The organism is Burkholderia sp. 3C, from assembly GCF_054589155.1.
Genome location: NZ_BAAILN010000136.1, coordinates 28,319 through 40,756, shown reverse-complemented (window position 1 = coordinate 40,756; position 12,438 = coordinate 28,319). Strand labels below are relative to the sequence as shown.

Annotated in this window: 11 protein-coding genes; 7 read left to right on the top strand and 4 right to left on the bottom strand. The window is 65.5% G+C overall.

Going from position 1 to position 12,438, the window contains the following annotated elements; translation table 11 throughout:
* Positions 1–35: 35 nt before the first annotated feature.
* Positions 36–938, bottom strand: a complete 903-nt coding sequence (locus ACYP33_RS28225) for a DMT family transporter (RefSeq protein WP_459624712.1) — start codon at positions 936–938, stop codon at positions 36–38.
* Between the two features lie 98 nt (positions 939–1,036).
* On the opposite strand from ACYP33_RS28225, the gene ACYP33_RS28220 reads away from it, so the two are divergent.
* Complete coding sequence (locus ACYP33_RS28220) at positions 1,037–1,885, top strand: AraC family transcriptional regulator (RefSeq protein WP_459624711.1); 849 nt, start codon at positions 1,037–1,039, stop codon at positions 1,883–1,885.
* Here the strand turns inward: ACYP33_RS28220 and ACYP33_RS28215 are convergent.
* Complete coding sequence (locus tag ACYP33_RS28215; protein ID WP_459624710.1) at positions 1,846–2,589, bottom strand: glutamine amidotransferase-related protein; 744 nt, start codon at positions 2,587–2,589, stop codon at positions 1,846–1,848. The two genes, ACYP33_RS28220 and ACYP33_RS28215, sit on opposite strands and share 40 nt — an antisense overlap.
* Positions 2,590–2,714: 125 nt before the next feature.
* Positions 2,715–3,365, bottom strand: a complete 651-nt coding sequence (locus ACYP33_RS28210; RefSeq protein WP_459624709.1) for a TetR/AcrR family transcriptional regulator — start codon at positions 3,363–3,365, stop codon at positions 2,715–2,717.
* Between the two features lie 164 nt (positions 3,366–3,529).
* Between ACYP33_RS28210 and ACYP33_RS28205 the strand changes: the two genes are divergently transcribed.
* Positions 3,530–4,660, top strand: coding sequence for an FAD-dependent oxidoreductase (locus ACYP33_RS28205; protein WP_459624708.1), 1,131 nt, complete (start codon positions 3,530–3,532; stop codon positions 4,658–4,660).
* On the opposite strand, the gene ACYP33_RS28200 is transcribed toward ACYP33_RS28205, so the two are convergent.
* A complete protein-coding gene (locus ACYP33_RS28200; RefSeq protein WP_414448175.1) occupies positions 4,654–5,541 on the bottom strand; it encodes a LysR family transcriptional regulator in 888 nt (295 codons plus the stop codon). The two genes, ACYP33_RS28205 and ACYP33_RS28200, sit on opposite strands and share 7 nt — an antisense overlap.
* Before the next feature lie 99 nt (positions 5,542–5,640).
* Between ACYP33_RS28200 and ACYP33_RS28195 the strand changes: the two genes are divergently transcribed.
* The 5 genes from ACYP33_RS28195 to ACYP33_RS28175 all read left to right on the top strand — a co-directional run.
* On the top strand, positions 5,641–6,861 hold the full coding sequence (locus ACYP33_RS28195; protein WP_459624707.1) for an alpha-hydroxy acid oxidase: 1,221 nt from the start codon (positions 5,641–5,643) through the stop codon (positions 6,859–6,861).
* 104 nt (positions 6,862–6,965) lie between these two features.
* Entirely contained in the window at positions 6,966–9,158 is a 2,193-nt protein-coding gene (locus ACYP33_RS28190) for a S46 family peptidase (protein ID WP_459624706.1), read from the top strand.
* 522 nt (positions 9,159–9,680) lie between these two features.
* Complete coding sequence (locus tag ACYP33_RS28185) at positions 9,681–11,024, top strand: KamA family radical SAM protein (RefSeq protein ID WP_459624705.1); 1,344 nt, start codon at positions 9,681–9,683, stop codon at positions 11,022–11,024.
* A complete protein-coding gene (locus tag ACYP33_RS28180; RefSeq protein WP_414441272.1) occupies positions 11,002–12,066 on the top strand; it encodes an Ldh family oxidoreductase in 1,065 nt (354 codons plus the stop codon). Before ACYP33_RS28185 ends, ACYP33_RS28180 begins: the two co-directional genes overlap by 23 nt.
* On the top strand, positions 12,063–12,438 hold a 376-nt coding region (locus ACYP33_RS28175; RefSeq protein ID WP_459624704.1), incomplete at its 3' end, for an aminotransferase class IV. The genes ACYP33_RS28180 and ACYP33_RS28175, both read left to right, overlap by 4 nt.

Below are 12,438 nucleotides of genomic sequence, written 5' to 3'. Positions count from 1 at the left end.
CATCAGCCGCCCATCAGCCGCTCATCAGCCGCCCATTACCCGCGCTGCCCCTGCGGCGCGCCTTGCGCCGGCACGCGCGCGAGCTTCGTGAGTTCCGCCATGACCACGCCCGCGATGGCCAGCGCGCCGCCGATCGCAACGCTCCAGGTGATCGCCTCGCCGAGAAACACCGCGGCCAGCAAGGCCGTGACGATCGGCACCAGGTTGAAGAACAGCGACACGCGCGCCGCCCCCAATCGCGACGTGCCCAGCATCCACAACAGCGGCGCCGCGATCGACGCGCCCAGGCCCGCGTAGGCGATGTAGAACCCGTCCATGCCCGTCACGTCGTGCTTTGGCCCGGCCACGAACAGCGGCACGAACACCACGGTCGATACCACCGCCTGCAGATACACCGACTGCATGGCGGGTACGTTCAGCTTCCATTTGTGCAGCAAGGTGCCGTACAGCGCGAAGCCGCACACGCCCACCAGCATCAGCGCGTCACCGCGATTGATGCCTTGCCGCAGCAGCATGCCGGGCGAGCCCTTCGTCACCACCAGCAGCACGCCGACGATCGACACGGCCAGCCCGCACAGCGCCGCCGCATCGGTCTTGTGGCGCAGCAGCGCCATCGCCAGCACCAGCCCGATCAACGGCACCAGCGCCTGGATGATGCCCATGTTGGTGGCGCTGGTGTAATGCGCGGCGATATAGGCGATCGCCTGATACACCACGCCGCCCAGCAGGCCGAGCACCACCACCTTGCCCAGCGCGGGGCGAATCGTGCGCCAGTTGCCCAGCACGCCGGGCAGCACGAACGGCGTCAGCGCGACGACGGCCAGCAGCCATCGATAGAAACTGATTTCGAACGGCGACAGCGACGCCGCGCAAAACTTCGTCACGACGGTGTTTCCGCCCCAGAGCACGGCGGCGAGCAACGGAAAAAAATAGTTCATCGAAGGTCATTTATCGGAGTGTCGGGTGCGCCGATTCTAGGGACTGTCGTACTATCGGCATATCCCTGTTTCCCGACATTCGATTGCGAAAAGCCGACATGCCGCCGAAAGTCGCCATCCCCACCTCCGTCGATCTCTCCCAAGGGCTGTATTTCCGCCACCTCGCGCTCGAACCCGACATCTGGGATGCGCATGCGCACGACTGGGGGCAATTCAACTACCTGACGCGCGGCGTGATGCGCCTGGAGATCGCGGGCCGGACGTTTCTCTCGCCGCCGCATTACGCCGTGTGGATTCCGCCGAACGTCGAGCATTTTTCGGTCAACGACATGCCGGTGTCCTATCGATCCGTTTACTTGTCGAAGGACATCTCGTCGGCGCTGCCCGCGCAAGCCTGCGCGATGACGGTCAGCCCGGTGCTGCGCGCGATCCTCGACGCGTTCTCGGCCATCGACGTGCGGGTGCCGGAAACGGCCGCGCAACAGCGCATGGCGCAGGTCGCGCTCGACGAGATCCGTGCCTCGACGCATGTGGATGCGTATCTGCCGCCGCCGTCGTCCGACTTGATGCAGGCCGTGCTGCAACGGATCGATTCGGAGCCGGGCAAGCGGCTGACGACCCAGTGGCTCGCCGCGCACTTCAACGTGACGGAACGCACGCTCGAACGGCGCTGCCTCGCCGATCTCGGCATCGGCCTGGGCGAATGGCAGCAGCGCATCCGCTTCATGCGCGCGCTCGCGCGGCTCGATGCGGGGCAGTCCGTCAAACGGATCGCGTCGGAGCTGGGCTACGCCTCGCCGTCCGTCTTCATCAACATGTTCCGCGGCATCGCCGGCGAGACGCCGCACCAATACCGGCTCGGCAATGCCGAAGGCGGGGTTGCGCGGTTCGCCACCGCGCGCGGGAATCAATCGGCTCGCGCTACCGGGCGCGACGACACGCGATAGTCCTCGGCCAATTTGTCGAGGAATCCGAACAGCGTGTCGTTCATCGCGTCGTAGTGGTTGGCGCGCAGTTGCGCCGGTTGCTGAACGAAGCGGTGCGCCGCCAGCGCGTCGAATCCGTCGCCCGTCGCGGCGATCAGCAACTCCACCACGCTGCGCGTGAATTCCATGTGGCACTGGAAGCCGTAAGCGAGCCGGCCATACGCGATGATCTGGCGCGGGCAGCCCTCGCTGGCCGCCAGCACCACCGCCGTCTCGGTCAGGCCGGGCATGTCGCTGTGCCAATGGCCCACCGCCAGCGTGTCGCCGAAGTGCGCGAACTTGGGGTTCGCGCGGCCTTCGGGCGTCAGCGTGATCGGATACTTGCCGATCTCCTTCTCGGGGCTGGCGATGCAGGCCGCGCCGAACGCCTCGCCCATCAACTGCGCACCGAGGCACACGCCCACCACCGCCTTGCCCGCTTGCGTACAGGCGAGGATCAGCGCCTTCTCGGCCTCGGCATCGAAATGCGGGCACTCGGTCAGCGTGGTGGACGGCGATTGCGGGCCGCCGAGCACGACCAGCAGATCGATGTTCCGAACGTCCTGCGGCAGCGGTTCGCCCAGATAGACGCGCGAATAACGCGCCGTATGACCGCGCGTGACGACCCAGGTTTCGTAAGCGCCGGGCGCTTCGAATGCTTCATGGACAACGAAATGAATTTTCATCAGAACCCCAGTGGATAGCGCCCGAATCGCCGAGCGACTCTTGGTGGATTATATGACACATCGTGTCATATCGATCAAATATCCACCGCGACGGCGCAGGTTGGTGCGCCGGACCGATGCGCGCTTCAGCGCCGCGCTTTCGCCTTCCCCGCGCCAGTGGCCGGCGCGGGGGCACCCAACCCGCCGAGAATCAGATCGATGCCGGCCATGAAATCGGCCCGGTCGTCGTGCTCGCTCAATCCTGGCGCCATGCTGCGCACGAACGGATAGGCATCCGAATCGAGTTGCGACCAGGCGGCCGCCATCTCGGACAACAGCGTGACGCGATCGAAGCCCTGTTCGCGCGCCATCTCGGCGTTCGCGGCATTCTGCCCGCTGATGCCGACGATATAGCTGAACAGCGCCGACGCCATCATCCACTGCGAACCGGGCGCGACGCCGAGCGCGCGCACCTGCTGGCCGATGCGCTCGAAAATGCGCACCGTCGGCAATTGCCCCGGCGCATCCGTGAGCGCCGAGCCGACCCACGGGTGCCGGTCGAACGTATCGAACAAGGCCAGCGCCAACTGGCGGATCACGTCGGCCGGCGTGGCCGCGCCGGCCGTCGCCTCGATCGTGCGCGCCACCACCGCGTCGCACGCGGCGGTCAGCAATTCGCTCTTGTTCTCCACATGCCAGTAGATCGCCCCCGGCCCCGTGGCCAGCCGCTCGGCCAGCACGCGAAACGTCAAACCGCGCTCGCCGTGCGCGTCGAGCAGTTCGATCGATGCTTCCACGATGCGCTCGCGCGATAGCGAGGCCTCCCGGCGTGATCCGGCACTGTCTTTCTTTTTCATCATTGACTTGACGACTACTGGAACAATGTTCCACCATATCATGGAACGACGTTCCAGAGAAATTGCCGTGGTCGCGGCAAGCGTCGAATTGTCATGGAATCCGAATGAACTCATCGATTGCCATCATCGGGGCGGGCCTGGGCGGCCTGATCCTCGCTCGCGTGCTGCACCGGCACGGCATCGCCGCTACCGTCTACGAAGCCGATCCGTCGGCCGATACGCGCACGCAAGGCGGCCAGCTCGACATTCACGAACACGACGGGCAACGCGCGCTGGCCGCCGCCGGCCTGCTACCGGAGTTTTGGGCGATCGTGCACAAGGGCGCGGAGGCCATGCGCGTGCTCGATCCGCAGGGCAAGGTACTGCTCGACCAGCCCGACGATGGCCAGGGCCGGCGGCCGGAAGTGCTGCGCGGCGATCTGCGCCGCGTGCTGCTGGCATCGCTGCCGCCCGGCACGGTGCGCTGGGGCAGGAAGCTCACGGGCATCTCGGCCCTCCAGGGCGGCGCACGCCAGCTCGCGTTCGCGGACGGCACGACGGCCCGCGCCGCGTTGCTGGTGGGCGCCGACGGCGCCTGGTCGAAAGTGCGCGCCTGCCTGACCGACGTGAAGCCGGCCTACGTGGGCGAAAGCATCGTCGAAACCTATCTGTACGATGTGGATCGACACCATGCCGCCACGGCTCGGGTGGTGGGCGCCGGCGCGATGATCGCATCCGTGCCCGACAAGGGGCTGTTCACGCATCGCGAGGCGAACGGCGTGCTGCACACCTACGTACAACTGAGGAAAAGCACCGAGTGGATGGCCGCCATCGATTTCACGGATAAAGCCGCTGCGATCGCAACGGTCGCGGCCGAATTCGAAGGCTGGTCGCCGGTGCTCACCACGCTGATCACGGCAGCCGATTCGGAGCTGACGCCCCGCCTGCTGCACGCGCTGCCGGTGGGCCTGCGCTGGCCGCGCGTGCCCGGCGTGACCTTGCTTGGCGACGCCGCGCATCTGATGCCGCCGTCGGGCGACGGGGCGAACCTGGCGATGCTCGACGGCGCCGAACTCGCGGCGGCGATCGTCCGGCATCCTGACGATCTCGACGCGGCGCTGGCATCTTACGAAACGGCGATGTTCGCGCGCAGCGAGGCCGTGGCGGTACAGGCACACGACACGCTCGATCGTTGCACCGGGGAGCACGCGCCGTTCGGTTTGATCGAGTTGCTGGATGGCAAACCGGATCAGTGAAAATCCACGCGCTGCCGCACCAGCGCCAGCATCGCCGGAATGAGGCCACGCACGTCGCCGCGCCGCCATTGGAACGCATATTGAAGCGGCGCCAGCGGCGGATCGCTTTCCAGCGGCACGAGTTCGTCGCCCCACGGGCCGGCGGCCCAGTTGACCGGCAGGAAGCCGATGCCCACGCCTTCGCGCAACATGCCGGCCACCGCGCTCCAGCTGTTGCACGGCAACCGGCGCGCGTGATTGATGCCGCGCGCCAATAACCAATCATCGAGAATGCGCGTGATGCCGGAGCCCGACGGCAGGATCACGAGCGCGTGCTGAGAAATCAATGAGGATGTCAGCTTGCGCTGCGCTCCGACCAGACGCTCGGCGGCCATCCAGGCGAACTGCGCTTCGCCAACCGGCTGCGACAGCACGCTGCTGCGCGACGATCGCCCTGCGATCACAGCGAAATCCAGTTCCCCGATATCGACCTTCTCTTCCAGGATCGCGCCCACGTCCACATGAGGTTCGATCGCGAGCTTCGGGTGATGTTGCTGCACCGTTGCGATAAAACGCGGCAACCATGTCATCGCCGAAAGCTCGCCGACACCGAACCGCATGCGCCCCGTCAGCCCCTCGTCGTGCGCGATCGTGTTCTGCAAGGCGGCGACCGATTCGAGCACGCGCAACACGCCCGGGATCAGCTTCTCGCCCTCGCCGGTCAACACGGCGCGATGGCCGCTGCGATCGAACAGGCTGACACCCACCACCTGTTCCAGTTCGTTGATGCGCTTCGACAGTGAGGACACCGACAGGTGCAACCGCTGCGCGGCGGTCGTGAAGTTCTCGCAGGTTGCGGCCCAATAGAACGCGTCCAGTTGCTTGAGAGTCGGGGTGGCCATTTCCTTCGCTTTTTTCGAACGAACGTGTTGGCGGATTATCGCTTTTTATCGGACCCCCGCCTACCTAGAATCATGGAGTCCTGTTGAACGTGCATTGCGATGAATACGGTTGCCTCGCCCATCGATCACGAAAGCCCTGCCCCCGCTCGCGCGGCCCGGCCTCCGCGCGTTCTGCGGCGCATTCAGAATCTTCATGACTTCGAAGCAGCCGCGCGCCGCGTGCTGCCGCGCCCGATCTTCGGCTATGTCAGCGGCGGCACGGAAGACAATCGTTCTTGCACCGACAATCGCATCGCGTTCGAGCAGCACGGCTTCGTGACACGCGTGCTGCGCAACGTTTCCGGCCGCAATCAGGGCATCGAGCTGTTCGGCCGCCGCTACGCCTCGCCGTTCGGCATCGCGCCGATGGGCATTCACGCGCTGTCGGCCTATCGCGGCGACATCGTGCTGGCCAGGGCCGCGCAACGGGCCGGCATCCCGTCGGTCCTGAGCGGCTCGTCGCTGATCCCGCTCGAAGACGTGGCGGCCGCCGCGCCCGATACCTGGTTCCAGGCCTACCTGCCCGGCGATGCGAGCCGGATCACGCCGCTGCTCGAACGCGTGGCCCGCGCCGGCTATCGCACGCTGGTCGTCACGGTCGACATCCCCGTGCCGGCGAATCGCGAGAACCATGTCAAAACCGGATTTTCGACGCCATTGCGTCCGAGCCTGCGCTTGTTCCGTGACGGCATCGTGCGGCCGCGCTGGCTGGCCGGCACCTTCGCCCGCACGCTGCTGGCGCACGGCATGCCGCATTTCGAAAACTCGTTCGCCACGCGCGGCGCGCCCATTGTGTCCGCGCATGTGCTGCGCGATTTCTCGGCGCGCGATCACCTCGACTGGCGGTATCTCGAGCGAATCCGCAACGAGTGGCGTGGCGAACTCGTCATCAAGGGCATTCTGAGCGTGGCCGACGCGGTGGCCGCGCGCGCGGCCGGCGCCGACGGCATCATTTTGTCGAATCACGGCGGGCGGCAACTCGATGGCGCGGTGTCGCCGATGCGCATCCTGGCCGAAACGGTCGGCGCCGTGGGCCGCGACTACCCCGTGATGATCGACGGCGGGTTTCGCCGCGGCGCCGACGTGCTCAAGGCGCTGGCGCTCGGCGCCCGGCTCGTGTTCGTCGGGCGGCCGTTCAATTACGCCTCGGCGGTGGCCGGCGAAGCGGGCGTGGCACACGCGATTCGCCTGCTGCGTGACGAGGTCGATCGGGACATGGCGATGCTCGGCGCGTGCACCTGCGACGACGTCACCGCCGACCTGCTCGTCCGCACCCATTGAACGCGCTCATCTCCGCGCTTTTCTCGTCCGCCGCCGCCCGGCAACCGCGCGTGCGGGCCGGCCGGGCCCCACGCCACCCAGCCGGTATCGATACGGGGCTCAAGATGCGTTTCAAGCCGTCGTGCGCGCACGGCTCCCTGTTCGTCGCCCTGTCGATGCTGGCCGCCACCGTGTCGCGCGCCGATGAAGGCATGTGGCAAGCCGCTCAATTGCCGTCGCTCGCGCCGCAATTGAAGCAGCGCGGGCTCGCGCTCGATCCCCGGCAACTCGCCTCGCTGCAAGCGTGGCCGCTCGATGCCGTGGTCTGGCTCGGCGCCTGCACGGCCTCGTTCGTCTCGCCCGACGGCCTGATCGTCACCAACCATCACTGCGGCTACGGCGCGCTGCAATACAACTCCACGCCGCAACGCAACCTGATCGAGCGCGGCTTCCTGGCCCGCACGCAGGCCGACGAATTGGCGGCCGCGCCCACGCAGCATGTTTACGTCACCGAGCAGGTGACCGACGTGACCGACCGCATCGAAGCCGCGGTACCGCCCGGCAGCGACGGCTATCGGCGTTATGTCGCGATCCGCAACGAGAAGGATCGGCTCGAACGCGACTGCACCACGCCCGGCTATCAGTGCGTCGTGCAAACCTTCAGCGGCGGCTACGACTATCAGTTGGTACGCCAAAGGGAATTGCGCGACGTGCGGCTCGTGTACGCACCGCCCCAATCGATCGGCAAGTTCGGCGGCGAAGTCGACAACTGGATGTGGCCGCGCCACACCGGCGATTTCAGTTTCCTGCGCGCCTACGTGGGCCGCGACGGCAGCAGCGCGACCTATGCCAAGGACAACGTGCCGTATCGCCCGAAGCACTGGCTGACGCTGAACCCGCAAGGCGTGAAGGCCGGCGATTTCGTGATGACCGCCGGCTATCCGAAGCGCACGGATCGCCACCGGCTGCCCGAAGAACTCGGCGATGCGATCGATTGGCAATACCCCGCGCTGATCCGCACGCTCGGCGACATGAACCGCATCGTCGACGACGCCGGGCAGCGCAGGCCGGCCGTCGCGGTGGCGTACGCGCACCAGGTCGCGCGCTTCGACAATTCGATCAAGTTCTATCGGGGCGCGCGCGACGAGCTGATTCGCGGCGACGCGCTTGCGATACGTCGCGCGCAGGAAGCCGACCTGCGCCACTGGCTTGCGCAGCAACCGGCCGGCGGCCGGCTCGACGGCCCGGCACTGCAAGCCAAGGTCGATACGCTGACACGGCTCGTCCAGGCGCACCGCGCCTATCGCGAGCGGCATCTGATGCTCTATCTGCTGCAACAGACGCAGCTCTATCAGGCGTCGTATCGGATCGTGCGGCTGGCGGCGGAACGGCAAAAACCCGACACCGAACGCGAGGACGGCTTCCGGCAGCGCGACGAGGCGAACCTGCTCGATCAACAGCGGAGCATCGACCGCCGCTACGATCCGGCCGTCGATCGGCAATTGCTGGCCTACGTGCTGCAACGCTATGTGACGCTGCCGGCCGATCAGCATCTGCCCGCGCTCGATCGCTGGCTCGACGGCGCGAGCGACGCCGCCGCGCTGGCGGGCAAGGTGGAGGCGCTATACGCCGACAGCACGCTGACCGACGAATCGAGCCGCATCGCGGCGATGTCGGCCACCCCCGATCAACTCGCGGCAAGCCACGACAGCTGGATCGTGCTGATGCGTGCGCTGATGCCGGACCTGATCGCCGTCGAACATGCGGAACAGGCCGCCGACAGCGACGACGCCACCGCGCGCGCCGGCTACATGAAGGCACTGACGGCGTACGGCGATGCACACGGCCTGCCGGCTTACCACGACGCCAACGCCTCGCTGCGCGTGAGCTTCGGCGTGGTGCGCGGCTACCGGCCACGCGACGCGGTCGACTACGCGCCATTCACCACCACCGACGGCATCGTGCAGAAAACCACCGGGATCGAGCCGTTCAATGCCCCGGCCGCCGAACTCGCCGCCATCCGTGCGCATGCGTTCGACGGCCTGGCCGGCCCCGACGCGAACCCACTCCCGGTGGATTTCCTCTCCGATGTCGACATCGCCGGAGGCAACTCGGGCTCGCCCACGCTCGACCGCGACGGCAAGCTGGTGGGGCTGGTATTCGACAGCGCGTGGGAAGGCGTCAGTTCGGGCTGGCTGCTGGACCCGGCCGCCACTCGCGCGATTCACGTCGACATCCGCTACATGCTGTGGGTGATGCATCACCTCGATCATGCCGATTCGCTGTTGCGGGAAATGAGCGTCGCTTTACCGAATTGAACATTACCGCGCCGTTAGTTTCGATTAAATGTCACGAAATGAAACCACATTCAATTCTTGAGCATTCTCGGCAAAAACAAAGGTACCATGTTTGAATCCAATTCAATCTGAATTGGCAAGACGAAAGCAGCCCCATAACAAAACAAATAAAGAAAGATTCTGACGCGATTCATCGACCAGCACGCAATCCTGCATCAGCAGGGGCGTGCCTTGTTGTGCGCAAGACTTTTCTTTATGTTGTTTAGCTTCATTTACTAAATAGCCGGCATCAGATAACTCTAATTCGGACCAGTCGTTTTTTTCGCGAAATCGAGCGAAGGGAGAACTGTTGTCTTTTTAATTTGCGTCATTGCCGTGGCTCGCCAGCGGTTTATCGCAGAACCACGTTTTCGACTCATCCAGCTACCGGTGCGAACAACACATTAATGCTGATGGAGAAATAAATTGGAGCCTGAAAAGTTCAAGGCATATACCGCGAAGCTGTTTCGCGAGTCTTCCTATTGGAAGCGATTGCCGCACGAAATGCAGGATGCACTCCGCGTGGTTTCGCAAGTGCTGCCATTCCGCACCAACGAATATGTATTACGCGATTTGATCGATTGGGAAAAAATTCCCGACGACCCGATGTTCCGGATGATCTTTCCGCATCCCGACATGTTGTCCAGGGAAGAATACGCATCCTTGAGCGACCTGATCGACAGCGGCAACGGCGATGCGCTCAAGGCGCGCGTCGAGGCCGTGCGCCGCCGCATGAATCCGCATCCGGCCGGGCAGATGACGCACAACGTGCCGACGCTCGACGGCGTGCCGCTGCACGGCATCCAGCACAAATACAAGGAAACCGTGCTGTTCTTCCCGAGCGCCGGGCAAACCTGTCATGCCTATTGCACGTTCTGCTTTCGCTGGGCGCAATTCGTCGGCATGGAGGAATTCAAATTCAATGCCCGGGAAACCGATGAACTGGTCACCTACCTGCGCCGTCACCCCGAGGTCACCGATGTGCTGGTGACGGGCGGCGATCCGCTGGTCATGAACACGCGCTCGCTCGCGAGCTACATCGAGCCGCTGCTGATCCCGGAGCTGGAACACATTCGCAACATTCGAATCGGCACCAAATCCGTGTCGTACTGGCCGCACCGCTTCGTCACCGACAAGGATGCGGACGACCTGCTGCGCCTGTTCGAAAAGGTGGTGGCGTCGGGCAAGAACCTCGCGATCATGGGCCATTACAACCACCCGGCCGAACTGCGCTCGCCCATCGCGCAGCAGGCGGTCAAGCGCATTACCGGCTCCGGGGCGACGCTGCGCATGCAGGCGCCGCTGATCCGCAACATCAACGAGAACCCCGACGACTGGGTCGAGCTGTGGACCACCGGCACGCGCCTGGGCGCGATTCCGTACTACATGTTCGTGGAGCGCGATACCGGGCCGAGCCACTACTTCGAGGTGCCGCTGGCGAAGGCCTACGAAATTTTCCAGTCGGCCTATCAACGCGTGTCGGGGCTGTCGCGCACGGTGCGCGGCCCGTCGATGAGCGCGTTCCCCGGCAAGGTGATGGTGGACGGCATCACCACCATCGCCGGCGAGAAAGTCTTCGCGCTGCAGTTCCTGCAGGCGCGAAACCCCGATTGGGTGCGCCGCCCGTTCTTCGCCAAGTTCGACGAGCACGCGACCTGGCTCGACGATCTCGTGCCGGCCTTCGGCGAGGCGAATTTCTTCTTCGAGAAAGAACTGCAAGCGGAGCACAAACCTGCGCGGCACCCGGCTCATGCGGTTCATCGCATCGTGCCCGCCGCGCAACGCGACACGCTCCATCCCCGGCCCCCTCACCGCGAGTCCACCCGTGAACTACCTGAAATCCGATAAGGCGCGCAGCATTTGCGTCCAGGCCGCGCTGCGCCGCGGCGTGTCTGCCGAGCATGCGCACTGGTTCGCGCATGCGTTGATCGAAACCTCGCTGACGGGCGTGGATACGCACGGCTTGCGGCTGCTGCCGCTCTACCTGCGCGAACTCGACGAAGGCCGCAGCAACGCCGCGCCCGAGTTCAAGGTGCTGCGCCGGCGCGGCGGCATCGCCACGCTCGACGCCGACCGCGCGCTCGGCACCGTGGCGGGCACGCACGCGGCACGGCTCGCGGCCGATCTGGCGGCCGAGCACGGCATCGGCGCGGTGGCCGTGGGCAACTCCAATCACTTCGGCGCGGCGGCCGTCTATGGCCGCGAAATCGCGGCGCGCGGCATGGCGGCGCTCGTCACCACCAGCGCCGCGGCCCGCATGGCGCCGTTCAACGGCAAGCGGCCGATGTTCGGCACCAATCCGGTGTGCTTTGCGGCGCCGGCGGGCGAAGGCCGGAACTTCGTGCTGGACATGGCCACCAGCCAGATCTCCTATTCGCAAATCAAGCACTACCGAAAGAACGGCATCCGGCTGCCGCTCGGGTGGGTGCTCGACCAGCACGGCGACTACACCGAAAGCCCCGACGAGGTCGTGTCGCTCGCGCCGCTGGGCGGCTACAAGGGCCAGGGGCTCGCGATGATGGTGCAGATCCTGAGCTGCGTGCTGTCGGGCATGCCGCTCGACCACGAACTCGAACACCTCGACACCGGCCGCTTCGACACGGGCCGCCAGATCGGCCATTTCATGATCGCCATCGATGTGGGCGCCTTCATCGAACCGGCCCGCTTCCAGAGCGAAGTCGCCCGCCTGATGGACGCCGTGCGCGCCACCCCGGCCCGCGACGGCCAGCAGGTGCTGGTGGCCGGCGATCCGCAGGAACGCATCCGCGCCACGCGCCTGAGCGACGGGATTCCCGCATCGGACGAAGAAACCGAGGTGCTGCTGCGCGAAGCGAAGCACCTGAACTTGCCCGAACTGAACGAACTGCTGCATTTGACGGAGGAAGCATGAGCACGACCCAAGCTTTGCCATTCGATCTTCGCGACGGCTGGATCTGGCTGAACGGCGAGTTCGTCGAATGGAAATCCGCGAACATCCACGTCCTCAATCATGGCCTGCACTACGCGAGCTGCGTCTACGAAGGCGAGCGCGTGTATGACGGGCGCGTGTTCAAGCTGCGCGCGCACACCGACCGCCTGTTCCGCTCGGCCGAGTTGATGGATTTCGCGATTCCCTACTCCCGGGAACAGATCGAAACCGTGACGGCCGAGCTGCTGCAACGCAACGGCATCGCGGACGGTTACGTGCGGCCGGTGGCATGGCGCGGCAGCGAGATGATCTCGACCTCGGCCCGCAAGAACAGCATCAAGATGGCGATCGCCT